Raw genomic sequence first — 26,982 nt, 5'->3', positions numbered from 1 at the left:
CTTGGCAAAGCGGAATCAGAACAGGTGATTCACGCGCAAGATGCCCTCATTCGAGCTGTAGCCGCTGCCGAACTGGCCGCCATACTCCAGCTTGATCTCCGTGCTTTTGGAGACGCTGAGGTTCATGTCCAGCTTGACCTTGGCGAGCGCCGACGGCGCCGACGTTTGGGTAGTAAACGGCGCGACGCCCGGCGCGCTGCCGACGAACTGCGCGCTCGATTCCCAGTGATTCCGGTTGTGGAAAATCGCGCCGGCTGCAACGTCCGGCCGCAAGACCATGCCGTTCGCGAACGTCCAGCGGCCGCCGACCTCGAACATCGGCGATGCGGACAACGTCGTGGCAGTCGAACCGTTGACGGCAAGGTCCAGCGCACCCGCGCCCTGCTCCGTGAATCCGCCCGTATGGAGGTGGACGACGTGCAAGTCCAGATAAGGCTTCATGTACCAGTCGTTCATCGGGATTGTGTACGCGACGCGCGAGTGCAAGCCGGCCTCGTAGCTGTTGAAGTCGCCCTTCGCCTGTGCGGCATAACCCGGCAGCGAGACGTTTCGCATGGAGTCGTACCAGCCGTAGGCTGCGTCTGCGCCGCCGGAAATCGTCCAGTTGCCGATTTCCTTTTTGAGCACGACGCCGACTTGCGGGCCGTGTCCGGTCACGTCGCCGACACCATCCGAGCCATCGAGGTTCGACGTGTCGTAGCCGACGCTGCCGCCGACGAACCAACCGTCGCCGATCGCGTGCTGGCCACCGAACTGCATCGCATACGTGTTCGCTGAATAGCCGATCGTGCCCGCCCCATCTGCGCTCGTATGGTTATCAATAATGCGTCCCCACACGCAGTCGCGTTCGTGCATCATCGCGTTGGCCGGGCTGTCGAACGACGGGCAGCTATACATGCGCTCGACGAACGCGTGGCTCGCGGCAAGGCTCGCGGTTCCGACGGCTTGCTGCGTTTCATTGCCTAGCCGGTTGAGCGCTGCGTTATAGGACGCGTGATTCGCAACACCATTCGCCAACTGCGCGAACGCTGTACCGAGCGCGTCGGCATTCGCGCCTGCGTCGAAATTGGCCTGCAGATGGGTCGCGACCGCCTGCGCGTTCGCGCTCATACCCTCCGCGTTCGCCGCGAAACTCGCATGCGGCGTGACGTAGAGCGACTGGCCGCCGCTCTGCGCATCCAACGGCTTGCCACTCGCCAGCGTGTATCTGACGAGGTAGGGATTGCTCATCTGTAATTGCGAGGCATCGAGCGCGCCTTTCACGTCTATCACATCCAGCGTGCTGTTCGTAAGACGTGCCGGGCGCATCACGAGTTGGCCCGCGAGCGTCGCGTTACCCGCCACGACCAGACGATCGCTTGTGCCTGCGACGTGATCGCCGTCGACCACGATGTTGCCCGTCGCGCCCTGCTGCAGATCGCCCGTCACGAGAGTGACCGCGCCGGGCGCGCTCCTGCCGCCGACATCGAGTGTCCCGTTGTTGCGCGTGAGCGCCGCCGCGACCGTCGAGCCCGTATTCAACGTGCCGCCCGGATCGTTCACCACCAGTCCTTCGCCGCCGTCGTTCTCGAGATTGATCGTGCCATCGATCACACCGGTCGCGCCGTTATGCACGAGCGTGTCGCCGTTGTAACTAAAGACCGCCGAGCCATTGACACCGGCCGTCGAGGTGATGAGGCCGTTATTGTTGACCGCGTTGAGCGGCGTCGTGCCATCGATGCTCAGCAAGCCTTCGAAGACCTGAATGGCCGCCGCCGTGCCGTCTCCGCCGTGGTAGAAGTCCTTACCGCCGGAAACCGTCGCGCCCTGATTGACGTTGACGACGATCTGCGATCCCTCCAGGTCCGCGCCACCCGACTGCGAGCTTTGCGCGTAAATCCCGGGCGACGCCGCGCCCGTTGCGCTGACCGTGCCGCTCACGTTCACGTTGACGGACCCGCCGATGCCCGACCCGCCGAACGACCCCGCATACAAGCCTTGCGCGTATTCGCTCGCGCCCGCCGTGAAGTAGCCGCCGCCGCCGCCCACGCTCTGCGCGATGATCGCTGGTGCGTTGGCGCCGCTCGTCTGCACGCTCGATCCGGCGCCGACCGTCACCGCAACCGTGCCGCCGTTGCCGCTGCCCGGGTGGTTATTGGCGGCGTAGTAATTTAGATGCTCTTGCGACAAGCCCGTGTCGCCCGCGATGCCGCCGCCGCCGCCAACACTTTGCGCGAAGATGCCGACTGCACCCTGCCCGCCGGTGTCGATGCTGCTGCCGCTGTTCGTGGTCGCGGTCACGTCGCCGCCATTGCCGCGCATCGCAGCGATGTTCATGAAGCCGCCCGGGCCGCCCGAAATTTCGCCCCCTAGCACGATTCCGCCACCGCCGCCCACGCTTTGCGCGAGCACGCCGTACGAGTTGCGCCCTTGGGTCGTGATCGTGCCGCTGTTGCTGACGTTGGCCGCGCCGGCCGAGCCGTTACTGCCGTCATTGCCGGTGCCGCCGAAGACGACGTTCAACTCGAACGTGCCGTTGTTCTTGATCGGGTCCGCGTTGGCGCCACCGCCCGCGTTGTCTTTGGCGTCAGTCGACGCCGCCTTCACGATGCCGCCGCCTCCGGCGATGCTTTGCGCGATGATCCCGCTTGCGTCGTGGCTTTCGGTGAGAATGCTCGCGCCCGCGTTATTGTTGACGGTGACCGTGCCGGCTAGGATCGTCGCGGCATCCTTGCTCTTGCCGATCTCATCGCCGCCGATGTTGATGCCCTTGTTGCTGACATTGAGCCCTTGCAGCGCGCCGTTGCGCCCGCCCGCGACGCCGCCCATCCCGCCGCCGCCGCCGATGCTCTGCGCCACGATGCCGTTCGCCATTGAGCCGATCGTGATGATGCTGGCGTTGGTGTCGTTGGTGACCGTCACGTTCGATCCGCTGCCCGCCGCGCCGCCCGAGCCGCCCACCGCAACCGGTGCGCTGACGCTGTCCTGATCGACGCTGAGCGAGCCGGAGCTCGTCGCCGCGCCGCCCTTGCCGCCGCCGCCGCCGATCGATTGCGCGAGAATGCCGTCGGACATGACGCCGATCGTGCCGATGCTGCCGGTATTGCTGACCTGCACGATGCCGCCGTTGCCGGCCGCTCCGCCCGAGCCGCCGATCGCGATGTTGGTCTTGATCGACGTGGCGTTGGTGTCGTCGCCCGCGTCGCCCTGGTCTTCGCCGAGATTGCCAAGATCGCTGGCGTCGTCCGCCGGGCTTGAACCGAGACGGCCCGAGGTCACGGTGGCGGGAGAAGTATCGAGCAGTTGGCCGGCGAGCGCGCTCAACGCGGCGACGCTCGTGTATTGGCTGCCGATGCCGCCGTCCTTGAAAGCGTTGGCGAGCGCGTCGAGCGTTGGATTAGTGGCGCTGCTGCCGTTGCCGCCGTCGCCCGTGGACTTCTTGCTGCCGAGGCTCGTCGCCGCCTTGCCGCCCATACCGCCACCGCCGCCGATGCTCTGTGCGACGACCGCCGAGGCGTCCGCGCCGAACGTGACGATCGAGCCACTGTTGCTCCCCTGCACCGAGGCCGTCGGATTGTTCGCCGCATCCACGACGGTCGCCGAACCGCCGGTGCCACCCGAGCCGCCGATGCTCACGGTCGCGCTGAAATCGCCTTTGCTCGTGCCCGCCGCGCCGCCCGCGCGCCCGCCTCCGCCGCCCACGGCCTGCGCGATGATGCCCGACGCACCGTCCCCGAGCGTGAGAAGCGCTCCGCTATTGCTCGCTTGCACCAGGCCCAGCGCGTTGCCGCCTTTTCCGCTATTGCCACCGATTGGAATGCTCGCCGAGATGTTCGTACCGTCGCCGGTGGCCTTCGCCTGTGCATCGCCGCTGCCGCCGTTGCCGCCGCCGCCACCGATCGACTGGGCCAGGATGCCATCCGCCGATTCACCCGTCGTGACGATCAGGCCGGTGTTGGCGGCATTCACCGCGTTGGCGTCGCCGCCCGATTTACCCTTGCCGCCGATCGCCACCGACGAATCAATGTTGAGTTCGCTGCCGGTCGTGCTTGACGTCGCCGACGAATCCCCGCCCGCACCGCCGCCCCCGCCGATGCTCTGCGCGATCATGCCGATGCCGCCCGCGCCGCTCGTGGCGATCAGGCCCGCGTTCGTGATCTGCGCGGTGCTGCCGTCGCCGCCCGTGCCGCCCGAGCCTCCGATCGCCGCTGTTAGCGAGAGCGATGGCGTGTCGTCGGGCGCATAAGTCTTGGATGTCGCAACCGATGCCGCGCCCAGCCCGCCCCCGCCGCCGATACTCTGCGCCACGATCCCGAAGCTATCCGATCCGCTGGTGCGAATCGTGCCCGTGTTGGTATCCGTCGATCCGTCAACAAACCCGACCCACGCCGCCGAGCCGCCCGCGGCGCCGTTACCGCCAACCGATTCCTGCGCGCCGAAGACACCGTTGGTGTCGTTGCTGAATGCCGCGCCGCCCTTGCCGCCGCCGCCGCCGATCGACTGAAGTTCCATGCCCGACGCATGCTGTCCGCTCGTGACGATATTCCCGCTATTGGAAGCCTGCACGGTCCATCCGTTGCCGCCCGCGTTCCCGCTGCCGCCGATCACCAGATTGATTTCCGCGCCTTGCCCGCTCGTGGCGTCGCCGCCGTTGCCGCCGCCGCCGCCGATACTCTGCGCCTGAATGCCCGACGACGACCGCCCGCTCGTCGTGATGGTCTGGTTCGAATTGATCGTCACGCTAGCGCCGGAACCTGCGTAAGCGCCCGCGCCACCGACCGCCATCCAGCCGCTGGAATCGCCGCCGTTGCCGCCGCCTCCGCCGATGCTCTGCGCGAGCACGCCAGGTGAATCGGTAGTGCTGGTCGTGATGCTGCCGCTGCCTACGACGAGCACGTTGCCCCCGTTGCCGCCGAACGCGCCCTCGCCACCCGACGCGCCGAAGCCGCCGCCCTTGCCACCGTTCGCGCCCGCGCCGCCGAGCGACTGCGCGAGAATGCCCGGCGAGTGCGCCGCGCCCGCCGTCGATAACGTGCCGTTGTTTGTCACTGTGACCGAACCTGCGTCGCCGCTATGCCCGGCGAACCCGCCGTTGTCCACGCCGCCGCCCGCACCGCCCGCGCCACCTATTCCGCCGAGCGACTGCGCCCAGACCGCGGGCGTCATTGGGTTCGTTCCGGTGCCAGCCTGCGTCGCTACGCTGCCCGATTGGACTGTTACGGCGACGTTTCCGCCCGGCGCGCCCGCGCCGCCCGTGCCGCCCTGACCGCCCGCCTGAACCGTTCCGGTCGAGCCGCCCGCGCCACCATCGCCGCCCGCGCTGATCGCCCAGATGCCCGCGCCCTGATCGCTCGGATAGGTACCGCCGACGCGCCCATTTGCAAATCCGACGATCGACGTGCCTGTTGTGACCGTGACGTTCCCGCCCGGCGCATCGGAATCCGCACCATCGACACCGAATTCGCTGAAGCTGGTCACGTGCGGATTACCTGTGCCCCCGTCGCCGCCGACGGACGCCGCATAAATGCCCGAGCCAAAGCCGATTACCGCGGCCGTGCTACCCGTCAACGGGTTGACCTGGTTCGGGTTCGCCATGTCTTGGACCGTCACGTCGCCCGCGCTGCCGCCGATCTGCGATGTGCCTTGCGTGCCGCCCGTGCTGGGGACACCGCCGCCGCCGCCCGCGCCGCCCTGCGAAACGACGGATATCGCGGGCGCCTGTCTCGCCGCGCCGAGATTGGCCGGGCCGGCCATGATCGCCTGCACCTGCGCGCCCGATGTGATGGCGAGCGCCACGCTGCCGCCGGCGCCGGCCGTGCCGCCGTCGCCGCCATTCAGATTGGATAAGGGCACCAGCGTGCTATTTCCGCCGCTTGCGTCGCTGCCGCTTCCGCCCGTACCGCCGATACTCAGCATGCCAATCGCGGAAGGCTCGTTACCTGCGCTTCCTACGCTCCAAAACACGGTCGGCGACGACTGGCTGAAGGTGGCCGACAGCGCAGGTGCGGAACCCGCCGCCGTGCCGGGATTGCCGCTATTGTCGGGACCGCTCTTCGGTCCGGGCGTGCCCGGAGATCCCGCGGCGCCGATGGTGCAGACATTCGCCGAAAGCCCGGCGCACGGGTTGCCGCTCGTCTGTGCGTGCGCGCCGAGCATCAAACCGCCCGCCGATGCGCCGAGGGCCAAGTGGACCATTTGGACGAGACGGCGGCGCGCGAGGCGCGGCGTCCCATCGAACGCGGCGCGCGCAGGGTGTCCCGCGGTTGCGGCGCGAGCCGATAAGGAAGTGCTTCTACTGCTGAGACGACACGAATGACGGACCGACATGGAATGATCCTCGGATCTGATGGGTTGAGAGAGTTGCGTCTAACTTGGCTCCACATCGACATTCGTCTGGACTCTGCGGCTGGCGCGTGTGAACCGGCAAACCCGGTGAGTCGTCCATTTCGCGATCGATGTGGCGGCGTGCAGAGCCAGTCGACGCGATCCGTCAATGTGTGTGCCGAACATTTCTGCCAATTCGGCCTGGGAGAATTGTGTAAAATTTCGACTGCTATTCCATCCCCTTAACTGGGTATGTAACTGCATCACTTCGGCAGTCGGAGGCTTTAGTGCCCGAGTCCGCTCTGTCTGATGTCATTAATTTGATCTATGCCGCAGCGACCGGCGACGGGGCGGCATGGGACGATGTCGCCCCACGCCTGTGCATGCTCTTTGGCGCACAGCGCGTCAGTCTGGTGCTGCCGGAGGTACCAGGCAGGATTCACCCGGTTCTGGGCGGCGGCGACGAACTCGCCGTCTCGTACGCCGCGTACTACCACCGGATCGATCCGTATCGCCAGTCGGCCGAACAACACTTTCGCGACACCAGATTGCCTCGTATCAATGTGGTGGTGGACGAAGAAATCGTCCCGTACAGCACGCTGAACAAGTCCGAGTACTTCGCCGATTACGCGCGACCAGCCGGATTTCGTTATCTGCTGGGAGGCTTGTCGGGCGCGGAGTCGTTCGCTCCCATAGGCTTTTCGCGCGATGCGAGGAGCGGACCTTTCAGCGACGCCGACAAGCGCCGCTTGCTGACACTATTGCCCCATCTGCAGCGCGCGCTTCAACTGGAAAAGCGGCTCGCGATCGCTGACCGGACGCACCTCGGTTCCGGCGCGCTGGATGCACTCGCGATCGCTGTCGTGCTCGTGGACCGTTCTATGCGAATCCTGCATGCGAACGCCGCAGCGAGCAGATTGATGGACGGCGGTCGATGCGGCCTCTCGATGCTCGGATCGGGACCACACCCTGGCGTGGGCGACATCCGTCTGCTTGCGCGCCACCCGGAGGATCAATCGACGCTGGTCAAACTCGTCGCCGACGCGACCGCTGGCGGCTCGGGCGGGGCATTCAGATTGCGGACCACGCGCGACGAGCCGGCCCAAAACGCGCAGTTGGCGGTGCTCGTGTCTCCTGCCGTAAGTCATTTGTTTGCCCGTCCGGCTGACCGCTACGGCGTCACTCCCGGCGCGGCAATGCTGGTCGTTCGGCAGTTGAATCAAGCGTGGTTACCCCCGCCGAGCCTCATGAGCGAACTTTACGGCCTGACCAAAGCGGAAGCGGAAGTCGCCTTGCGCTTTAGCGGCGGCGCGACCGCCGAAGACGTGGCGCGGCACAGACAAGTCTCCCTGGATACAGTCCGCACACAGGTAAAAACTATTCTGCGCAAGACGAATGCCGCGAGCCTGCGCGACCTTGAGCGGATCATCGCGATCAGCTCGGCCATGCTGCCTGCGGCGTCGTAAGCCAGTTCACGGCGCGCGCCGAGCATTTCATAGCCGACCAGAATTCCCCCGACGAGGTCATGGACAGCCACCAATGAACGACAGCCCGCAGCGCTCTCCGGATCAAGGCGATAAGTCACGACGTGCCCCGCCTCAGGTCCCAGCACTCGGACGCTGGCTGGACCACGTCGATCCCGGCACGCACCGACGCATCAAAGGGCTTCGGCTCGTCACGGCGTACGGCATCGCGGCTGGATTGGGAGCGTTGCAGGATATTGCTCATCACGTGCCGGGCAGCATCCCACTCAGCTACCTCGCTGGAAGCTTCGCACTGTGGGCAAGCGTGTCCGAGGGAAAATGTACACGAGCCGAGTCCGCTCGCGATCTCGCGTTACTGAGCCTTTCTGCGGGCTTAGGTGCGCTTCTGTTCGTATTCCTGTCCGAGGCGCTGCGCTCGACCGGCCGAGCGGGTCCGGAAATGGTTTTAGTGACAGGCGCGTTCCTTGTCGGCTATCTCAAACGATTTGGCGTGCTAGGCGCAGGCATCGGGTCCCAGATTTATATTGGCGAGTTACTCGCTTACGGCGCTCGTTTGACAACGGACGACGTAGTGGCGATCGCGATCGCCACACTGATCGCTGCGCTGGCGTCGGTCGTGCCGCGGATGCTCAGCGGGCCGGCTGAGCGGCCTGTCACGCTGGCCGTGCTAGCCGCCGACACGCAAGTCGTTCCGGGCAGATACTCGCCCGAGTTATGCATGGGATTCCAGGCTGCCATCGGCGCGTCGGTCATCGTCGTTCTGAACGGTCTGGTCGGGCTTGAGGAGTCCGCCTGGGCGATCACCGCGTGCACCTACGTCGTCGCCGGTTCGGCAACCGGCACGGTAGACCGGGTGCGTCGCCGGATAATCGGCACGCTGATTGGCGTTCCGCTCGGGCTCGCCTGTTTGCCGATCGCCGAACACGCGCCGCTCGTGGTCTGGGCTGCGGCCGCAATCGCAATGGTCATCTATGCGATGGCGTTACCAGAGCGCTACGACATTGCCTGTGCGGCGTTCGCCTTTACGTTGATCGTGACGCTCGCGGTAAGCGGTGTACATTCATACGCGCTCCTTACTGCACGGGCCTGGGAGACGCTGCTCGGGGGCGCGCTTGGCATCGTCACCGCGATGGTCGTCTTCCCGATACACACGCCTAGGTCCGGGACATAAGAACTTTTGAAGGCTGTCCGCCGTCACGACCTTTTGGATCAAGGCGTCGGCAAGGAATGTGTTCGAACCGCCAAATATGTTTTCGATTGGGGCCGCTTTTTGCAGATCGACTTATGGATTGCAGCGCTCGAAATAGACGATTTACGCCGTCGAGTCGCAACACTCCACAGTAAATTTCTGAAGAAAGTCATCGTCGCCATGGCGAAGGAATGCAACGTCACGTCTATTGTTTCGTCGCCCGTTTGAGGGAAAGGTGCCACCGACCGGATCGACACGTGATTTCCGCTTGTCGGTCATAACAAGGCGTCCGACAGGTTATGAAGGCGGGTCGGCCATTCCAATGACAAATTAGTAGGAGGGCGAGCGGCTATAACTGTTTAGGGTTGTAGGATGCCTGCTCTGACCCGCGTGCAGGCGAAGTCGCGCAGAATCGGGCGGGCAGGCGTCCTACAAGCCCAAGGGAGGAAACCGCGGACTGCTCCGATGTGATCGAAACGTTCACTGCTGTGGCGATTTATCAAGGCGGATCGTTCGTGGGATAAATTGAAACGCGGATGACGGTGAGCCTAAATCAGCAAGATCGTGGCAGCGGCAGTGCAGGTATCGCTATGTGGAGGGTTTGACGAGCGCCAAACTGCTGGTTTGGTGCGATGCGCGCAAGCGTCTTCTTTAGGCTCTCGTTGCCGAAGAGCCGATAGTCGATCGGTGCACGCTGACATGATGGCGCTCATGCGTAGGCTCGCTCAACCGGTGGCGCCCGGTTAGGTCTGCTACGTTGCAGTATGTCGATGATGATCATCGGCGAACCGCAGTGCCGGCAAACAAAGGTTGACGGTACCGCGGCTGTGGCTACAACGTCGGCATTGGTTTCGATAAGGGCAGGCACTACGCCAAGCAACTCGCGTATCTTCGCGAGATTCTCGCGCCGCGAAGAGTTCGCGAGCAGACCGTAATGACGGATGCTGTGGAAGCCGCCCGGCAGCACGTGCAGCAGGAACCGTCGCACGAACTCATCGGCTTCGAGTGTCATGGTCTTGTACTTCCATTCACACGGTAGTCCTTCCAACGCGTCATGCGCTGGCTGTCGATGTCACCGACCTTCAGGACTGCCACTTCACTCGCGCGCAATCCGGTCCGATAAGCAACAGCGAGCGCCGTCTGATGCTTGAGATTACTGGCTGCTGCGATCAGTCGACCCACTTCATCGCGACTGAGGATGACGGGCAAAGTGCGCCCGGTGATCGCGGCGTTTAGAGAGACCGGCGACACGCCGCGGTCAACTAGATGCAACGGTAGCGTCGCAATTCTCAACGGTCGCGGTGTCGGGCGAGCGTCCGAGGAAGACTGTGAACTGGCATACGACGCGAAGGTAGTTGGATTGCGTGGTCGGCGCGAGGCGACGCATGCGCATGTCGTCCATCATGCGCTGGCGTAACGGGTTGATAGCTTCGGTGGATGTCGTCATTGCTCGGCTCCTGTCGAGTAACGAGGCGGATCGCCTCCTCAATCAACATAGGAAACCAAGCCGGGTCCCTTTCGAAAAACCACATGTCTCAAACGGAGGGCCTACCGCGCGAGCGGTTTAGTCCTCTGGCCGGTTTCTGCCACCAGCCAGCGGCCACCACCCCCAACATCCATCACCCACCAACCTCATTCCCGCCCAGCCGTACCCACCACCCCTCCTCCCGCATACTCCGCACCTTCAACATCCCACCCGCCGCCCAGCGCCTTATAAAGCGAAACAAGATTCGTAGAAACAGTCGCCGTACTGTCGACCCATTGCTGCTCGCTTGTCAGCAACGCCTTCTGCGCCGTCAACACATCGAGGTAGTTCGACAGCCCCCTGACATAGCGCTTGTTTGCAATATCCAGCGCTCGCTTCGACGCCTGCACACTTGCATCCAGCCGGTCCCGGCGACGCTGTTCGGAGGCAAAGCCTGTGAGCGCGTCATCGACTTCCTGAAACGCCGACAGCACCGTCTTCCGATACGTAATCGCCGCCTCCTGCTGCTGCGCTTCCCTCAACGCGAGCGTCGCACGCAACCGTCCGCCCTCGAAGATCGGAATCGAAAGGCTTGGCCCCGCGCTATAGCTGCGCGCCCCCCAGCTACCCATATTCGTGAACTGCGTGGCCTGGATGGCGACGCTCCCCGACAGCGTGATCTTCGGGAAAAAGTCCGCCTTCGCCGCGCCGATACTCGCCGTTGCCGCATGAAGCTGCGCATCCGCCTCGCGGATATCCGGCCTGCGCCGCGCCAGTTCCGATGAAAGCCCGATCGGCACGCGCGGCGGCGCCATCGGCACGGCCGAAGCGGGCGTCAACTGCGCCGCAAGCGCTTGCGGATATTCGCCGAGCAACACCCCAATTGCGTTGATGAGCTTCGCTTCCTGCTGCTCTTGCTGCGGGATATCGGCGGCGTTCGTTTCGGCCTGGCTCTGAGCATTGGCAACATCCAGATCCGTGGCGAGTCCGTGCTTCGCGCGCTCGTTCGTGAGTTCCACAGTGCGCTGCGCGAACGCCAGATTCTCGCGCGTGATCCGCAGCTTCTCTTGCGTTCCGCGCAGGTTCAGATAATCGCGGGCAACTTCGGCAGCAGTCGAGACGATCGCGTCATGCCGCGCTTCGTTTTGAGCATCGGCGGTGGCGCTCGCGTTTTCTGCAGTGCGCCGGACGCGGCCCCATAAGTCGACTTCCCACGATGCATCGAAGCCATACTGGAACAGGTTGAACGGCGGCAGTGCGCTTCCCGTCGATTGCGTCGGCACACCGCCCTGCCGTCCACCGAGCCCGTTTGTATCAGTGGCCGATGGTGACCCGCTGCCCCCGAGCAAACCGATGACGCCATCGGCGCTCTGAAGTTCGCGTGTGTATGACGCGTTGCCATTGAGCGTAGGGAACTCATCCGCTTTCGCCTGCCCAAGTTGCGCACGCGATTCGGCGACCCGTGCCGCCGCGACCTTGATATCCAGGTTACTGTCTATAGCGCGCTTGACCAGCTCTGTCAAAAGCGGATCGCCGAAGCTGTTCCACCACAGCGGATCGATCGGCTCAGGTACCGCAACCGAGCTCGTGTCGTCAGTTTTGGCCGGCGGGGACCATTGCGGCGTCTGCAGCGCGGGATGCTCGAAGTTGGGACCCATCGTGCAGGCGGACAGGAAGACGACAAACGGAATCCATCGATAATCAATGCGCATTGACCTGTGCCCCCTTCGGCAGCTTCGGCAACAACAAACAGATGGGACACAGCACGAGCGAAATGACGCCCAGCGTGATGAACACATCGAGGTAACTCAAGACAGACGCCTGCTGCTCGACCCTGCTGGCAATCGATCCGAGCGAATTGACAAAGCCGTTGTATGGCGTGATGTGTTCGGCGAGCCGCGCATGGTGGAACTGGTCCCGCCACGCGAGCTGCGTTGTCACCAGCGACACACCGAAACTGCCGCCAAGATTGCGCATCATGTTGATGAGCGCCGACGCGTTGTTGTTTTCTTTCGGCGGAATGCCGATGAACTGCACGGTCGAAAGCGGAATGAAGAGGAACGGCAGCCAGATGACCTGATAAAGCCGCGACAACGATACATCCCAGAACCCGATGTTCAGATTGAGCCCGGCGGTATGAAGCAGTGCGACGCCGGTGCCCGCGAGCGACATCATGACGAGCCATTTGGGCTGGAACACGCGCCCGGTCACCACGCCGGCTATCGGCATGAAAAACAGCGTGACGAGGCCCCCAAGACCCAGCGTCAAACCGGCATTGGTTGCGTCGTAACCCAGCAGTTCCTGCGTGAATTGCGGGAGGATCTGCGTCGTGCTGTTGATGATGAAGCCGAACGCGAACATCACGCTGCAACTGATGGCAAACGCCCGCGATTTGAAAAGCCGCAGGTTCACGATCGGCTGGGCCACGGTCAGTTCGCGAATGACCAGCGCGATCAGCGCAACGCACGCGACCGCCGAAAACGAACAGATGAAGTTCGATGAAAACCCGTCCTCGCGTTCGAACTTGTCGAGCACGATCTGCAGGCAGCCGAAACCGACCGCCACCAGGAAGAACCCGAGATAGTCGATTCGCAGCCCTTTATCGAGCAGCGCACGCCGCTCCTGCTGCACGAGCTTGCTGTCGCTCACGAACATCCACGTGAGCACCAGCGACACCATCCCCACCGGCAGGTTGATCAGGAACACCCAGTGCCACGAGTAGTTCTCGGTGATCCAGCCGCCGAGCATCGGTCCGATGGCGGGCGCCGTGACGACCGTGAAGCCGTACAGCGCGAATGCCATCGCGCGTTTTTCGGGTGTGAACGTGTCAGCGAAAATGCTTTGCTCGACAGGCGCCAGTCCACCGCCGCCAAGCCCTTGCAACACGCGAAAGACGATCATCATCGGCAACGAGGTCGCGAATCCGCACGCCACCGAACTGACCGTGAACAGCAACACGCAGATCATGTAGAACCGCTTGCGGCCGATCACGTTTGCGAGCCAGCCGCTGATCGGCAAGACGATCGCGTTGCTCACGAGATAGCTGGTCGTGATGTACGTGCTCTGGTCGAGACTCGCGCCCAGGCCGCCGGCAATATGCCGGAGCGCCACGTTCGCGATGGTGGTGTCGAGCACTTCCATGAAGGTCGCAATCGACACGATGACCGCGATCAGCCACGGGTTGAACGGCCCCGCCGCCGACCGGGGCAACGCTACGTGAGTGGTGGCCATGCTTATCGCACCGTCACGCGTGGGCTGACCGAAAGGCCGGGCGCGAGCGGCAGATGACGCCAGTCGTCGCCATCGAAGACGATCTTCACAGGCAGGCGCTGCACGACCTTCACGTAATTACCCGTCGCGTTTTCCGCGGGCAGGCTGCTGAACACCGAACCCGTCCCGCGCTGGAGGCTTTCCACGTGCGCGTGAAGGACAGTGTCCGGATAAGCATCGACGGTGACATCGACCGCTTGCCCCACGTTCATGTGAACGAGCTGCGTCTCCTTGAAGTTGGCGGTGACCCACATCTCGTCGGGCACGACCGCGACCAGCGCCTGACCGGGCGTGACGTAGTTGCCGAGGTTCACGGTGCGGCGCGTCACCTTCCCGGCTTGCGGCGCGAGCACTTCCGTGTAGCTCAGTTGCAGCCTGGCGTTGTCAACATCGGCATGATTCTGCCGCACCGACGCCAGCGCGGCATCGATCTTCGTTTTCTGCGATGCAACCTGCGCCTCGCCCGCCTGGACCGCCTGTTTGGCGCTGTCGAGCTTGGCAAGCGCGCTCTTGGTCGTCGCCTGGCTTTGTTCGAGTTGCTGGCGCGTGATGGCGGCGGGGTCCGTTCCCGTGAAGCGGGTCAGGTCCTGCTGCGCCTGCGTCAGGTCGGCTTGCGCCACGCGCACTTGCGAGATCTGTTGCGCCAGGCTCGCCGTCTGGTAAAGCAGGTCGGCACGCGCCTGCGCGACTTGCGCCACGGCATTGGCTTCCTGGGCTTCGGCTTGTTCGAGCTTCACTTCAAAGTCGCGCCGGTCAATGCGCAAGAGCGGCTGATTCTTCTCGACATGCTGGTTATCGGCTACAAGCAGTTCGATGACCCGCCCGCTCACCTGCGACGCAATCTGGCTCTGATTGCTGTCAATGAAAGCGTCGTCAGTGCTTTCATAATGCCGGCTGTGCAGCCAGTACGCCACGCCCGCAACCACGCAAACCAGCAGCACCACGCCACCGATCACCGCGTTCAGGCGCTTGCGCCCCGGGCTCATCGGCTTGGATGTTTCCTGTTCCTGCCCCTTTGTTTGCGCGTCGTCGCCTTCGGGCTTTTCGCCGCCGGAGGGCGTACTGTTTTCGCTTTCACTTCCGGCCATTGCATTCTCCAAAATAATATTGAGATGCATTCTACAATAGAACGGAACGGTATCGTTCTATTCAAAAAGCCTGCGATAATCCGGTCAGGTAATTCGCGAAGGAACAGTTGTGAGCCGCACCCCGAAAAGTGTTGATGCAGATGTCTCGCCCTGCCCGATCAGGTCGATCTTCTCGCGCAAGAAAGGCCGTCCGTCGAACGCAATGGCGGGTGACGTCGAAGAGCGGATCCTCGATGCCGCCACGGCCATGTTCCTTCAGCACGGGTTCGGCGGGGCATCGCTTGAACGTATCGCCGAGGCGGCGGGCGCGGGCAAGGCGACGCTCTACAGCCGCTATAGCGGCAAGGAAGCGCTGTTTTCGGAAGTGGTCAAGCGCAACTGCGAACGCAGTCTGCAACTCGTGTATGACGCGCCGCAATCGGCGGAACTCCCGCAACGGCTCGTTGCCGTGACGCAGACGCTCGTCACGCGCTTGCTAAGCGACGAAGTGATCGCGCTCATACGGATGGTGGTGGCGGATGCGCCGCGGTTTCCATCGCTGGCGAAACTCACGAGCGACGCCGGCAGGTCGCGCGCAGTCGAAGCGGTGGCGACCATGATCGCCGAACACTCGGGACGCTCCCTCGACGCCCGCACACAGGCCGCGAACAAACGGCACGCGCACGCGCTGGCAACCCAACTCCTGGATGCAATCGTCTCCCCGATGCTCATGCGAGGCTTGATGGGCGAAGACCTCGATGAAATCCGCGGAGATATCCGCTCGCATGTGAAGCAGACGGTCGCGCTTTTCGTGGCGGCCGACGCGCTGCACGCTTTTCTGTAAGCGTTCGACGGCTTGGGCACATACTTGTATATTAATGAGACAGCTTGCCGTCAGGGCCGCAGGTCACCTTGTCAGTGTGGGTCTATCGATTAGACGAAACAGGCTAAACCATGAAATACAAGGATTATTACGCCGTGATGGGTGTCCCGCGAACGGCCACCGAGGCGGAAATCAAGACTGCGCATCGCAAGCTCGCGCGCAAGTTTCACCCGGACCTGAACAAGGACGCAGATGCCGAGTCACGCTTCAAGGAGGTAGGCGAGGCGTATCAGGTGCTCAGAGACCCGGAAAAGCGCGCCGCATTCGATGCCCTCGGCACGGGTCTCAAGGACGGCGATGAGATTCGTCCGCGCCCGGATGTCAGCGATGGTTTCGAGTATCAGGGAGCCGGCGGCGCGCAGGATACGGACGACTTCTTCAGCGATCTCTTCGGTGCGCGCCAACGCCATGCGCCGCGCTCCCAATCGTTCGACTGGCGCGGCGAGGACCATCACGCGCGGGTATCGGTGAGCCTGGAGGACACGTATAACGGCGCACAGCGGACTTTTACGCTGCAAATGCCATCCGTCGATGACCACGGACGCGTCACTTATCAAACCCGCACGCTCGATGTATCGATTCCGAAAGGCATTCTCGACGGCCAGCGCCTCCGGCTCGCCGGCCAGGGCGGCGCCGGCACCGGAAACGCGCCGGCGGGCGACTTGTACCTGGAAGTCACGCTCGAGGAACACAAGCGGTATCGAGTCGATGGCCGCGACGTGACGCTCGATCTTCCCGTGGCGCCGTGGGAAGCCGCGCTGGGCGCGGAGGTCGTCGTACCGACGCCTTCCGGTCAGGTGACCATGAACGTCCCGGCCGGCTCCGCGGCGGGACGGCGCCTGAGGCTCAGGGGCCGAGGCATTCCCGGCAACCCGGCCGGCGATCTTTATGTGGTGCTCGGCATCGTCCTGCCCCGCGCCGATACCGATGCCAAGAAAGCCGCCTACAACGCCTTGCGCGAGGCGTTCGAGTTCGACCCACGCGCGAATTTTTATGGGTGACCCATCATGAAAGAAAACGATCCGGTCTATCTGCAGGGCGAGGTTGTCGAGGAACACGTCGAGTTCACGCTGATCGAACTGTGCCGCGTCACGGGTGCGTCCGAAGAGCAGTTCACGCTGTGGGTGAACGAGGGCGCGTTTGAACCTCGGGGCGCGCGCATCGAGGAATGGCGGTTCAGTGGCGCCTCGCTGCGACGCGCTGTCACCGCGCAACGGCTCACACGGGATCTGGAACTGAATGCTCAAGGTGTCGCGCTCGCGCTTGATCTGCTCGATCAGATCGACGTATTGCGCGCCCGCCTGGCGCGCCAGAATGATCAGGGCGATTCCTTCGAAGCGTCGTCGGAGCCTTGATACGGCAATACACCGAACTTGTGCCTGGCGGTTTGATGCTAGATGCTTCTCCGGCATTGCCGGGGAAGCATCTAGCAAAACGTCATCGTTCCCCTACCTTCTTCACAAACGTCTCCTCCATCGCCAGCGCTTTCCCGCCCGCATTTTTCAACGCGAGCGCGGGAACCGGCTTTCCGTTCGTTCTGTCGATGAGCACCGAGTGTTTCTCTCCCCGTTCGAACAGATTCCCTTCGCCCCACTGCCGCAACGTGACGATCACCGGGAACAACGCCTTGCCTCTGGGCGTCAGCACATATTCCCAATAAGCCGATCCGTCCGATGCCGGAACGCAATCCAGCACGCCCGACTCGACAAGCTGCTTGAGCCGGTCCGTCAAGATGTTCCGCGCGATAAGAAGGCTTTCCTGGAACGCTCCAAACCGGCGAACGCCATCGAATGCGTCGCGAATGATCAGCATCGACCAGCGGTCACCGACAACGTCGAGTGCCCGCGCCACCGGGCACGATGAATCCGAGAGGCCTTTGCTTCGAGCCATTGCACCACCTCCATCGTTGCTTTCGAAAAAACGATCGCTTGTACGCGTCGCTCAAACTAGTTGCATTTTAAAACAGGTTTCATTTACACTCAAACCAGTTTTAATTCGCAACTAGATTTGACGACCGGAGGAATGACCGATGAATCCAGCAAGCGCACAACACATACCGCTTCGTGTGCCGGTCCCGTTGGTGTTGTTGCTCGCAGTCTGTTGCGCTGCGAGTGTCGCGAACGTGTATTACGCACAACCGTTGCTGGATGCGATTGCAGCAGACTTCCGTATCAGTCACGCAGTGGTCGGCGGCGTGATCACTGCAACTCAAGTTGGGTGCGCTCTTGCCTTGTTGCTGGTCGTGCCGCTTGGAGACCTCGTGAATCGCAAACGACTGATCTGCGCGCAGCTCGTGTTTCTCGCAGTGGCGTTGATCGTCGTCGGACTTGCGGTGTCGCCCGTTTTGTTGCTGATCGGCATGGTCGGCGTGGGCATGGCGGGCACCGCGATGACGCAAGGGCTGATTGCATACTCCGCGACGCTCGCGCACGAATCGGAACGCGGAAGAGTCGTGGGCGCAACGCAAAGCGGCGTGGTGGTCGGTTTGCTCATGGCGCGTTCTTTGGCGGGCGTGGTGACGGACATCGCCGGCTGGCGCTGGGTGTATTTCCTGTCGAGCGTGCTGGCGGCAATCATGTTGATCGTGCTGTCCTGTGCGTTGCCGTTGCCGCATGTTCAGTTGGTGACGCTCACCTATCGGAAGCTGTTGCGCTCCATGTTCACGCTGCTCGCCGAAGAACGCGTGCTGCAGGTCCGCGGAATGATCGGACTGCTGATGTTCGCGGCCTTCAGCATCTTCTGGAGCGCGTTGGTCTTGCCCCTGAGTGCGCCGCCTTTCTCGATGTCGCATACACAAATCGGCGCGTTCGGTCTGGTCGGTGCGATCGGCGCGCTTGCGGCCGCGCGTGCGGGCCATCTCGCAGACCGCGGACTCGGGCAATGGACAACAGGTGTCGCGCTGGTGTGCATGCTGGCGTGCTGGATTCCCATCGGCTTCATGCCGCATGGCATTGCGCTTCTGATTGCCGGCATCGTCCTGCTCGATATGGGCGGACAAGCCATCCACGTGATCAACCAGAGCATGATCTTCAGCACCCGGCCCGAAGCGCACGGACGGCTGGTTGGCTGCTACATGCTGTTTTATTCTGTTGGCAGCGGGCTCGGCGCGGTGTTATCGACTTGGGTTTATGCAAGAGACGGGTGGAGCGGCGTATGTACGCTTGGCTTTGCGGCAAGCGCTGTTGCGCTGGTGTTTTGGGCGCTTACATTACGAACCACCCCAGGCCGTGCACAACAGAACGCGGCGCGATTACTGCATTGAATTCCACGCGTTGCACATCGCTTCGCCAAGACTCGGCGCGCCATCACGTACGTAACGTGTGTTCGCCAAGGCACATAAAAAATTTCAATCCATCTCCCTGCCAATCGTTTGCGCTAGACAAGGAAACTCAGAAACAAACATTCTTTTATCCGCCCGGAGCCGACCATGTGCGATACCACCGCCAACGATGCTGTATGTCCACAACGGCAGGGATGCTGGAATTTCGCCGGTCGCCATATTCCCAGGCTCCTCGAGGATTGCGAGAAGATGCTGGACTATGCGGCGGATAAAGCTATCGAACTTCCGCCCGAGTCCATACGGGCGATCGCGGTTGCCCGTGAAGCTTTTGCACGAGGCAAATGGACACCTGACATTGAAAAGGACCTGTACGCTGCGAAAACGTCTATCGCCAAAGCCATCCAGCCGTGTTCGCTGGAAACGCTCGCGTCAGGAACGATCTCCGATGCCAAGAAGATCGCAAGGTTCTATTCCCGGCTGACGCTTTGGCTGGTGATTTTCATCGTGCCTGTATCCATGCTTTGCTTCACGGGCTCGGATCTCTCGGTGAAAGGTAAATCGCTGATCGACCAAAACGATAAAAACGCCCTGCTCATTCACGATCAGTTGCAGGACTACCGGATCGCCATCATCAAGGCCAAAGCGGTCCAGGGAGCTTCGGCGCCGGTCGCATCCGCAAGCGCCGAAAAAACCAGAACGGGAGCCGCGCCCTCCCTGAAAAACGGAGACCTGATCAGGATTGCGTCCGGATCAACCCAGGGGTCGGATGCCGCGGCGGCACCTGCTCCTGCGTCAGATTCGTGGGAAATAACCGACCTGGGTTTGTCGCAGACCCCGGCGGCGCGACTGCTTAAAGAGACCCTCCAGGATTTCTCGCGGAACAATCGTCAGCTTTACGCAGAAACGCTTTGGCTGATCCGGCTTACGGGACATGGATCGGACAACGTATATGGATCGCCGTGGATGCTGAGCGGGCCTACGCAGCGTGAGAACCTGGAGCTATTGCTTCCAATCCTGCTCGAACCGACAGACGCCGGAACCCAGATTTCGATACCGCCAAAAGCGATAGGCCCGGAAGACGCGGTCGACGACGGCATGCGCAAACTTGCCGTGTATCAGGACATTCGCGCGATGGCGCAAAACGCGGAGCGCACCAGCGATATCTTCTGGGGCGCGGTAACGTCATATCTACTCCCGGTGCTTTACGCAGTGCTTGGCGCGCTCGCTTACATCCTGCGCGAATCGGCGGCGCAAATCAGTTCCAGGACATTCGACCCCGCAAATGCGCGTTATTCAAATCGAACCCGGCTCATCATCGCGCTGATTGTGGGCTCTGTGATCGGACTGTTTGGCAGCGTCTGGAAGACACAAGTGGGTTCCGCGTCACCGCTCGCGGTCGCCTTCCTCGCGGGATATGCAGCGGACGCATTCTTTTCTTTCCTCGACAAAGCCGCACCGACGCGCACGAAAACTGCCACGATTTGAAGACTGCACAGGCGCGCGGCCGGGCGTCCGGATGAGAAAGGGGCCCTGCTTCGCGCTTTTATCTATCAATATAACTTTTGATCATTTGCATTTCGCATGGTCGCGGCGCAAGAATGTGTTTTCTGCATTCACTGATACCCAATCCGCCGGCCATGGAAATTCGCCAACTCGAAGCCTTTGCAGCCGTCATGTCCGCCGGAAGCGTCACCGCTGCCGGGCGCTTGCTCGGGCGATCGCAGCCGGCGGTATCGCGTTCCATACAAGAACTCGAGGCGGAGATCGGCTACCCGCTATTCCAGCGTTTCGGTCCGCGCGTCGCGCCGACGCGTGAGGCGTCCGAGCTTCACCAGGACGTAGAACGCACGCTTGCAAGCCTGAGACAGGTCAAGTCGCGTGCGGAACAGATCGCAATGCAGGCGCCACCGCCGCTGACCATCGCTGCCACGTCCGCGCTTGCGGCCGGCCTCGTGCCCCACGCGCTCGCGTTGCTCAACCTGACCCATGCGCTCGAATCCGTGCATCTGCGCAGCGCCGCGCCCGAACAGGTCGTCGACGCCGTACTGAACGGCATGGTCGATCTGGGCGTGTCCAGCTTGCCGCTGGAACATCGCGGCGTGCTCGTTCACTGGATTGGCGAGTCTGCGTGCGTGGCCGCCGTGCGCGCCGATGACCCGCTGGCAAAAGCGCCGCGTATCGCGTTGAGCGACTTCGCCGGCCGCCGTCTTGTAACGATGCAAAACCCCTACCGCCTGCGCCCCCGTCTCGATGCGGCGTTCGCGCAAGCCGGCGTGCGCACGGCTGGCGTGATCGAAACGAACTCATCGCTGAATGCGCTTGGAGCCGTTCGCGCGGGCCTCGGGCTCGCCGTGCTGGAACCGGTGACCGCACACGGTTTGCCCGTGGAAGGCGTGGTGCTGCGCCCGCTCGATATCCGCATACCGTTCCTGTTCGGCGTCATCACACCGGAGTTCCGGCCGCCGAGCGCGGCGACGCTGGCCGCCGCCGATGCCCTCATGCACGCCGCCGCCGAGATCCTTCCCGACTTCGTCCTGCACGACGCCGGCCAGCACAGCGCGATTCTCCAGGCGCTCTACGGCGAAGCCGACGACACCCTCAATCCGACCGAAGAGCCCGCCACGTGAGCCTCGACATCAACGTTTCATCGAACCAGATCAAAGGGCTCGCGGCGCTCGAGGCGCGGCTTGCCGAGGACCTGTCCCTTCTCGAATTGCCGGCGCGCGAATGGGTGACGAGCAGGACGCACAATGGCCATGACGTGCTGGACGTCGCGGTGATCGGCGGCGGGATGGCGGGGATGGCGGCATCGGCGGCGTTGAAGTTGCTCGGCGTGCGCGCACGCATCTTCGATCGCTCGCCGCAGGGGTTCGAAGGACCCTGGGCCACGACTGCGCGCATGGAAACGCTACGCTCGCCAAAACAGCTGACCGGGCCGGCGCTCGGCTTGCCCGCACTCACGTTTCGCGCGTGGTTCGAAGCGCAGTTCGGGGCTGAAGCATGGCAGGCGCTCGACAAGATCGACCGGCTGCAGTGGATGGAATATCTGGTCTGGTATCGCCGCGTGCTCGCACTCGACGTCCGCAATGGCCACATCATCGAAGCCGTGACGCCGCGTGCGGATGGTCTTGTGGTGCTGAGCGTTCGCACGCACGAAAAACGTTTCGATGTCTTCGCGCGGCGCGTCGTGCTTGCAACCGGACGCGATGGTCTGGGCGGACCGGCGTTGCCGGGTTTTATCGACGGGTTGCCGCGTTCGCGTTGGGCGCATTCATCGAACAGGGTTGATTTCAGCACACTTCGCGGCAAGCGTATCGCCGTCGTCGGGGGCGGATCGTCGGCCATGGACAGTGCGGCGACCGCACTTGAAGCCGGCGCTGCGAGTGTCGATTTGCTGATCAGACGTCCGGACCTGCCACGCGTGAACAAGGGCAAGGGTGCAGGCAATCCGGGCCTGACGCACGGCCACCAGACTCTTCCCGATGAATGGAAGTGGAAGATCCGGCACTACATCAATACGGTGCAGGTGCCGCCGCCGCGGGGCAGCACGTTACGGGTGTCGCGTCATCATCCCAGCGTGCGGTTCAATCTTGGCTGCCCGGTTTTGTCGGTGGAAGAAACAGCCGATGGTCTCGCCATCCACACGCCGAAGGGCACATTCGCGGCCGACTTCCTGATCGTCTCGACGGGCTTCAAGGTGGACTGGAACGCGCGCCCGGAATTCGCCGCGTTCGCGCCGTTCATCCGCACATGGGCCGACCGGTACACCCCGCCACCTGGTGACGAAGACGCCGAACTGTCCGACTCACCCGATGTCGGCCCGGCCTTCGAATTCATCGGGAAGACGCCGGGGGATTGCCCGGGTTTGTCGAATGTTCATTGCTTCTGCTATCCGGCAACGCTTTCGCACGGCGCCGTCTCCGGCGACATTCCCGCCATCAGCACGGGCGCGAAACGTCTCGCGCAAGGCATCGCGAGTTTGCTGTACCGCGAAGACGTGGAGCAGCATTACGCGGCGCTCGAAGCCTACGCGGAGCCCGAACTTTTCGGCGATGAATTCACGCCCGCCGACGCACCGCCCCAGTATGCGGGGGACCGATGAGCGGCTGGCTCGTTCGCCGCGTCGCGCAAGCGGCGTTCGTTGTGCTGCTGATGACGCTGATCGTGTTCATCGGCTTGCATGCGATCGGCAATCCAATCGATATCCTCATCGGGCAGGATGTCGACCAGGTCGATCGCGCGCGGATCATCGCGCAACTTGGCCTCGATCAGCCGCTGTGGAAGCAGTACCTCGCGTTTCTCGCGGGCGCCGCGCACGGCGATCTCGGCAATAGCTTCGTTTATAACGAACCCGCGATTCGCCTGATCCTGCAACGCCTTCCGGCGACACTCGAACTGGCGGTATCGGCGCTGCTGCTGGCGCTTTTCATCGGCATTCCGCTTGGGCTTTTTTCGGGCTTGCATCCGCGCAATCCGCTTTCGAAGATGTTGATGACGGGCAGCATTGTCGGCTTCTCGCTGCCTACGTTCTGGGTGGGCCTGATGCTGATCATGCTCTTCAGCGTAAAGCTCGGATGGCTGCCTGCGAGCGGGCGCGGTGAAACTGCAAGCCTGTTCGGTGTGCAATGGTCGTGGCTGACCATCGACGGGCTGCGCCACCTTATTTTGCCCGCGCTGAATCTCTCGCTTTTCAAGGTCTCGCTCGTGTTGCGCCTGACGAGCGCCGGCGTGCGCGAAGTCATGCCGATGGAACATGTGCGCTTTGCGCGCGCCAAGGGTTTGTCGCCGATGCGTGTCGTGCTCGTGCATATCTTGCGCAACACGCTGATACCGCTCGTCACGGTGATCGGACTCGAGTTTGGTTCGACCATTGCGTTCGCGGTCGTGACGGAGACCGTTTTCTCGTGGCCCGGCGCAGGCAAGCTGATTCTCGACAGCATCAACGCGCTCGATCGGCCGGTGATCCTTTCGTACCTGATCGTGGTCGTGTGCATGTTCGTCACGCTGAACCTGCTGGTCGATATCCTCTATAAATTCCTCGATCCGCGCGTGCGGCTGGAGGGCACGCAATGAGCGCCACGCCTCTCGTTCCCGGAACGCCTGTGCGCGCTGTATCGAAGCGCCGGTCGCCGTGGCGTCAACTCGTGGCCGATTTCGTGCGCTCGCCGGTCGCGCTGGGCGCGTTGATCGTTACGGTGTTGCTCATGCTTGCCGCGGTTTTCGCGCCGTATATCACGCCGCAAAATCCCTACGACCTCCTTCAGCTCGATGTCCTCGATGCCCGCCTTCCGCCCGGCTCCATGAACAGCGCCGGCACCCACGCGTACTGGCTCGGTACCGACGGCCAGGGCCGCGACCTCTATTCAGCGATGCTCTATGGCTTGCGCCTGAGCTTGTCAGTGGGTCTTGGCTCGGCAGTAATCGCGGGCGTCGTTGGCACAGTATTCGGGTTGATCGCGGCATACGCAGGCGGCAAGGTGGACAGCCTCATCATGCGGCTTGTCGATTTGCTGCTCGCCTTCCCGTCCATCCTGGTCGCGATGATGCTGCTCGCGTTCCTCGGCAAAAGCGTGACGAACGTCGTGCTCACTTTGGTGCTGATCGAATGGGCGTACTACGCCCGCACAGCGCGCGCGCAGGCTTTAGTCGAAGCCCGGCGCGAGTATGTCGAAGCGGCGCGCAGCCTGGCAATTCCGAACTGGCGCATCGTGCTCGTTCATATGCTGCCGAATTGCCTGCCGCCGCTGATCGTGGTCGGCACGCTGCAGGTCGCACGCGCAATCACGCTGGAAGCAACGTTGTCGTTTCTCGGGCTCGGCGTGCCGATCACGGAACCATCGCTCGGGCTGCTGATTGCCAACGGCTACCAGACCATGCTCTCGGGCGAATACTGGACGAGCGTCTACCCGGGTCTTGCGCTGCTCGCCATCCTCGTATCGATAAACATGGTCGGCGACCGTCTGCGCGAATTGCTCAATCCGAGGTTCGTGAAATGAGCAACGCAGCCTTTCATACTTCCGATACCACCCTCGAAGTCCGCGGCCTGAAGACGCGCTTCTTCACGCGCGAAGGCGAGTTGCCTGCGGTCGAGGATGTATCGCTGACGCTCGGCCGCGGTCGCGTGCTGGGTCTGGTCGGGGAATCCGGGTCAGGGAAATCCGTAACCGGTTTCTCGATCATGGGACTGATCGATGCACCCGGCCGCGTGGTCGGCGGCGAGATACTGTTCAAGGGAAGGAATATTGTTGGTCTGCCGGAAGCCGAAATGCGGCGCCTGCGCGGCAGCCGTATTGCGATGGTGTTCCAGGACCCGATGTCCACGCTCAACCCCGTGCAACGCGTCGACGCGCAGATGATCGAGGCCGTGCGTGCGCATCGGAATGTAAGCCGCAGTACCGCCCGTGAGCAGGCAAGCGAAGCGCTCGCGGCAATGGGTATCGCAAGTCCTGGCGAACGCCTGCGTGCGTATCCGCATCAGTTGTCAGGCGGCATGCGCCAGCGCGTGGCGATCGCGATTGCCATGCTGCACAAGCCTGATTTGATCATCGCCGATGAACCCACGACCGCGCTCGACGTGACCATCCAGGCGCAGATCCTGTCCGAGGTGCAGACGCTCGTGCGCACCCAAGGCACGTCGCTGATCTGGATCACGCACGACCTGTCCGTGGTCGCGGGTCTCGCCGACGACATTGCCGTGATGTATGCCGGCAGGATCGTGGAGCAAGGCACCGTCGATGCAGTGCTCGATCATCCGCAGCATCCCTACACGGCAGGTCTGATCGACAGCTTGCCGAGCCTCAACACGCGTCACAGAAGGCTGACGCAGATAGCGGGCATCACGCCCGACCTGCGTTCATTGCCGCCGGGCTGCGCGTTCGCGCCGCGCTGCACGCGTGCGACTTCAATCTGCACCACGCCGCCGGCGCTCGGCCCGTCGCCTGCTGCGAAGGCCGCTGAACATGGCACGCATCTCGTGCGCTGCTTCCACCCGGGCCGTCATGCCGACGTGCCCACGGAGACAACAGCATGAGCCTCATCGAGCTGCGCGGTGTCAGCCAGCGCTTTGGCGAACGCGACGACAACACTGCAGCGCGCTGGCTGCGTGAACGCAAACTCCTCGCGCCGCATGCAATCACGCGTGCAGTCGATCACGTCGATCTCGCAATACAGCCCGGCGAAGTAGTCGGTCTTGTCGGCGAATCGGGCTGCGGAAAATCGACGCTCGGCCGGATCGTCTCGGGCCTCATCGCGCCGACGGAAGGCGATGTGATGGTCGACGGCCACGACCGCGAATCCATGTCACCCGACGCATTGCGTGCCGCCAGGCTTGCGATCCAGATGATTTTCCAGGACCCGTATTCGAGCCTGAATCCGAGGCGGCGGGTGCGCGATATCGTCGGTGAAGCACCGCTGATTCACGGCATGGTCCAACGCGCCGATCTCGACGCATACGTGGCTGCGCAACTGAAAAGCGCGGGGCTCGATCCGTCACTGGCAGACAGATACCCGCATGAATTCAGCGGCGGTCAGCGGCAGCGCATTGGTATCGCGCGGGCGCTTGCCGTCAATCCGTCGATGCTCGTCTGCGACGAAGCCGTAGCCGCGCTGGATGTATCAATACAAGCGCAGATCCTGAATCTCTTCATGGACCTGCGCGAGCAGTTAAACCTCACGTATTTGTTCATCAGCCACGATCTTGGCGTGGTCGAACAATTATCCGATCGCGTGGTGATCATGTATCTCGGTCGCGTGGTGGAAAGCGCGCCTGTTGAAGAGATATTCCGGCGTCCGAACCATCCGTACACGCAAACCTTGCTTGCGGAAATTCCTCGTATCGATGTGCGCAAGAAGCACTTCACCGCCATTCGCGGCGAAATGCCGAGTCCGCTCGCGCCGCCATCCGGTTGCCATTTCCATCCGCGATGTCCGCACGCAATGCCGCGCTGCAAGACCGAAGTCCCGACCTTGCGCGGCATTGCCATCGAACACGTCAGCGCCTGTCACCTGAACGACGCTCAATGATTCTTCAATCCAGAACATA

19 protein-coding genes and 2 pseudogenes are annotated in these 26,982 nt (G+C 62.8%); 14 read left to right on the top strand and 7 right to left on the bottom strand.

Annotation, left to right across the window (positions count from 1 at the left end; all coding sequences use genetic code 11):
* Positions 1 to 15: 15 nt before the first annotated feature.
* Positions 16 to 6,174 carry an autotransporter outer membrane beta-barrel domain-containing protein gene (locus AXG89_RS37340; RefSeq protein WP_119024796.1) on the bottom strand — a complete coding sequence of 2,053 codons (6,159 nt, stop codon included), beginning with the start codon at positions 6,172 to 6,174 and terminating at the stop codon, positions 16 to 18.
* A 416-nt stretch (positions 6,175 to 6,590) separates the two neighbouring features.
* Between AXG89_RS37340 and AXG89_RS37335 the strand changes: the two genes are divergently transcribed.
* From AXG89_RS37335 to AXG89_RS37325, 3 genes are all read left to right on the top strand, one after another.
* Positions 6,591 to 7,769 (top strand): helix-turn-helix transcriptional regulator, encoded by a 1,179-nt coding sequence (locus AXG89_RS37335; protein ID WP_143325683.1) that lies wholly within the window; start codon positions 6,591 to 6,593, stop codon positions 7,767 to 7,769.
* 73 nt (positions 7,770 to 7,842) lie between these two features.
* Positions 7,843 to 8,958 carry an FUSC family protein gene (locus tag AXG89_RS37330; RefSeq protein WP_075360186.1) on the top strand — a complete coding sequence of 372 codons (1,116 nt, stop codon included), beginning with the start codon at positions 7,843 to 7,845 and terminating at the stop codon, positions 8,956 to 8,958.
* Positions 8,959 to 8,964: 6 nt separating this feature from the next.
* On the top strand, positions 8,965 to 9,204 hold the full coding sequence (locus AXG89_RS37325) for a hypothetical protein (RefSeq protein ID WP_119024795.1): 240 nt from the start codon (positions 8,965 to 8,967) through the stop codon (positions 9,202 to 9,204).
* A 481-nt stretch (positions 9,205 to 9,685) separates the two neighbouring features.
* On the opposite strand, the pseudogene AXG89_RS37320 reads toward AXG89_RS37325, so the two are convergent.
* From AXG89_RS37320 to AXG89_RS37300, 5 genes and pseudogenes are all read right to left on the bottom strand, one after another.
* Positions 9,686 to 10,026 (bottom strand): annotated as a pseudogene (locus tag AXG89_RS37320) (transposase); the annotation flags it as partial.
* A pseudogene (locus AXG89_RS37315) lies at positions 10,027 to 10,423 on the bottom strand (phage integrase N-terminal SAM-like domain-containing protein); the annotation flags it as partial. It lies immediately after the preceding pseudogene.
* Positions 10,424 to 10,608: 185 nt separating this feature from the next.
* On the bottom strand, positions 10,609 to 12,153 hold the full coding sequence (locus AXG89_RS37310) for an efflux transporter outer membrane subunit (protein WP_075360183.1): 1,545 nt from the start codon (positions 12,151 to 12,153) through the stop codon (positions 10,609 to 10,611).
* Entirely contained in the window at positions 12,143 to 13,672 is a 1,530-nt protein-coding gene (locus AXG89_RS37305; protein ID WP_062001089.1) for a DHA2 family efflux MFS transporter permease subunit, read from the bottom strand. Before AXG89_RS37305 ends, AXG89_RS37310 begins: the two co-directional genes overlap by 11 nt.
* A gap of 2 nt (positions 13,673 to 13,674) precedes the next feature.
* Positions 13,675 to 14,799 (bottom strand): HlyD family secretion protein, encoded by a 1,125-nt coding sequence (locus tag AXG89_RS37300; protein ID WP_075360359.1) that lies wholly within the window; start codon positions 14,797 to 14,799, stop codon positions 13,675 to 13,677.
* A 109-nt stretch (positions 14,800 to 14,908) separates the two neighbouring features.
* Here AXG89_RS37300 and AXG89_RS37295 point away from each other — a divergent pair, with 109 nt between their 5' ends.
* The 3 genes from AXG89_RS37295 to AXG89_RS37285 all read left to right on the top strand — a co-directional run bounded on the left by AXG89_RS37295 (position 14,909) and on the right by AXG89_RS37285 (position 17,016).
* Positions 14,909 to 15,622: a TetR/AcrR family transcriptional regulator gene (locus AXG89_RS37295; RefSeq protein WP_086386466.1), complete on the top strand. Its 714-nt coding sequence runs from the start codon at positions 14,909 to 14,911 to the stop codon at positions 15,620 to 15,622.
* Between the two features lie 110 nt (positions 15,623 to 15,732).
* Positions 15,733 to 16,662 carry a DnaJ C-terminal domain-containing protein gene (locus tag AXG89_RS37290; protein ID WP_075360181.1) on the top strand — a complete coding sequence of 310 codons (930 nt, stop codon included), beginning with the start codon at positions 15,733 to 15,735 and terminating at the stop codon, positions 16,660 to 16,662.
* Between the two features lie 6 nt (positions 16,663 to 16,668).
* Entirely contained in the window at positions 16,669 to 17,016 is a 348-nt protein-coding gene (locus tag AXG89_RS37285) for a chaperone modulator CbpM (protein WP_075360180.1), read from the top strand.
* An 82-nt stretch (positions 17,017 to 17,098) separates the two neighbouring features.
* On the opposite strand, the gene AXG89_RS37280 is transcribed toward AXG89_RS37285, so the two are convergent.
* Entirely contained in the window at positions 17,099 to 17,551 is a 453-nt protein-coding gene (locus tag AXG89_RS37280; protein ID WP_075360179.1) for a winged helix-turn-helix transcriptional regulator, read from the bottom strand.
* 139 nt (positions 17,552 to 17,690) lie between these two features.
* Between AXG89_RS37280 and AXG89_RS37275 the strand changes: the two genes are divergently transcribed.
* From AXG89_RS37275 to AXG89_RS37240, 8 genes are all read left to right on the top strand, one after another.
* On the top strand, positions 17,691 to 18,923 hold the full coding sequence (locus AXG89_RS37275; RefSeq protein WP_075360178.1) for an MFS transporter: 1,233 nt from the start codon (positions 17,691 to 17,693) through the stop codon (positions 18,921 to 18,923).
* Between the two features lie 165 nt (positions 18,924 to 19,088).
* Positions 19,089 to 20,426, top strand: coding sequence for a hypothetical protein (locus AXG89_RS37270; RefSeq protein ID WP_075360177.1), 1,338 nt, complete (start codon positions 19,089 to 19,091; stop codon positions 20,424 to 20,426).
* Positions 20,427 to 20,578: 152 nt separating this feature from the next.
* Complete coding sequence (locus tag AXG89_RS37265) at positions 20,579 to 21,568, top strand: LysR family transcriptional regulator (RefSeq protein ID WP_075360358.1); 990 nt, start codon at positions 20,579 to 20,581, stop codon at positions 21,566 to 21,568.
* The gene (locus AXG89_RS37260; RefSeq protein ID WP_178391934.1) at positions 21,565 to 23,043 is read left to right on the top strand and encodes an NAD(P)-binding domain-containing protein; all 1,479 of its coding nucleotides are present in this window, start codon (positions 21,565 to 21,567) and stop codon (positions 23,041 to 23,043) included. Before AXG89_RS37265 ends, AXG89_RS37260 begins: the two co-directional genes overlap by 4 nt.
* A complete protein-coding gene (locus tag AXG89_RS37255) occupies positions 23,040 to 24,014 on the top strand; it encodes an ABC transporter permease (protein WP_075360176.1) in 975 nt (324 codons plus the stop codon). Before AXG89_RS37260 ends, AXG89_RS37255 begins: the two co-directional genes overlap by 4 nt.
* Entirely contained in the window at positions 24,011 to 24,937 is a 927-nt protein-coding gene (locus AXG89_RS37250; protein WP_119024794.1) for an ABC transporter permease, read from the top strand. Before AXG89_RS37255 ends, AXG89_RS37250 begins: the two co-directional genes overlap by 4 nt.
* Positions 24,934 to 25,971 (top strand): ABC transporter ATP-binding protein, encoded by a 1,038-nt coding sequence (locus AXG89_RS37245; RefSeq protein ID WP_119024793.1) that lies wholly within the window; start codon positions 24,934 to 24,936, stop codon positions 25,969 to 25,971. Before AXG89_RS37250 ends, AXG89_RS37245 begins: the two co-directional genes overlap by 4 nt.
* On the top strand, positions 25,968 to 26,963 hold the full coding sequence (locus tag AXG89_RS37240; RefSeq protein ID WP_075360173.1) for an ABC transporter ATP-binding protein: 996 nt from the start codon (positions 25,968 to 25,970) through the stop codon (positions 26,961 to 26,963). The genes AXG89_RS37245 and AXG89_RS37240 overlap by 4 nt, the downstream gene beginning before the upstream one ends.
* Positions 26,964 to 26,982 lie beyond the last annotated feature (19 nt).

The sequence above is a fragment of the Burkholderia sp. PAMC 26561 genome, from assembly GCF_001557535.2.
Lineage (GTDB): Bacteria > Pseudomonadota > Gammaproteobacteria > Burkholderiales > Burkholderiaceae > Caballeronia.
Note: the sequence above shows the minus strand (reverse complement) of the source record. Positions and strands in the feature narration are given on the sequence as shown.

What these genes read in the sequence shown, in the direction of transcription:
- AXG89_RS37310 (WP_075360183.1), bottom strand. Translation starts at nt 12,153, where the DNA reads ATGCGCATTGATTATCGATGGATTCCGTTTGTCGTCTTCCTGTCCGCC.
- AXG89_RS37245 (WP_119024793.1), top strand. Translation starts at nt 24,934, where the DNA reads ATGAGCAACGCAGCCTTTCATACTTCCGATACCACCCTCGAAGTCCGC.
- AXG89_RS37265 (WP_075360358.1), top strand. Translation starts at nt 20,579, where the DNA reads ATGGAAATTCGCCAACTCGAAGCCTTTGCAGCCGTCATGTCCGCCGGA.
- AXG89_RS37285 (WP_075360180.1), top strand. Translation starts at nt 16,669, where the DNA reads ATGAAAGAAAACGATCCGGTCTATCTGCAGGGCGAGGTTGTCGAGGAA.
- AXG89_RS37340 (WP_119024796.1), bottom strand. Translation starts at nt 6,174, where the DNA reads ATGGTCCACTTGGCCCTCGGCGCATCGGCGGGCGGTTTGATGCTCGGC.
- AXG89_RS37305 (WP_062001089.1), bottom strand. Translation starts at nt 13,672, where the DNA reads ATGGCCACCACTCACGTAGCGTTGCCCCGGTCGGCGGCGGGGCCGTTC.
- AXG89_RS37240 (WP_075360173.1), top strand. Translation starts at nt 25,968, where the DNA reads ATGAGCCTCATCGAGCTGCGCGGTGTCAGCCAGCGCTTTGGCGAACGC.
- AXG89_RS37270 (WP_075360177.1), top strand. Translation starts at nt 19,089, where the DNA reads ATGTGCGATACCACCGCCAACGATGCTGTATGTCCACAACGGCAGGGA.
- AXG89_RS37255 (WP_075360176.1), top strand. Translation starts at nt 23,040, where the DNA reads ATGAGCGGCTGGCTCGTTCGCCGCGTCGCGCAAGCGGCGTTCGTTGTG.
- AXG89_RS37290 (WP_075360181.1), top strand. Translation starts at nt 15,733, where the DNA reads ATGAAATACAAGGATTATTACGCCGTGATGGGTGTCCCGCGAACGGCC.
- AXG89_RS37280 (WP_075360179.1), bottom strand. Translation starts at nt 17,551, where the DNA reads ATGGCTCGAAGCAAAGGCCTCTCGGATTCATCGTGCCCGGTGGCGCGG.
- AXG89_RS37275 (WP_075360178.1), top strand. Translation starts at nt 17,691, where the DNA reads ATGAATCCAGCAAGCGCACAACACATACCGCTTCGTGTGCCGGTCCCG.
- AXG89_RS37250 (WP_119024794.1), top strand. Translation starts at nt 24,011, where the DNA reads ATGAGCGCCACGCCTCTCGTTCCCGGAACGCCTGTGCGCGCTGTATCG.
- AXG89_RS37330 (WP_075360186.1), top strand. Translation starts at nt 7,843, where the DNA reads ATGAACGACAGCCCGCAGCGCTCTCCGGATCAAGGCGATAAGTCACGA.
- AXG89_RS37300 (WP_075360359.1), bottom strand. Translation starts at nt 14,799, where the DNA reads ATGGCCGGAAGTGAAAGCGAAAACAGTACGCCCTCCGGCGGCGAAAAG.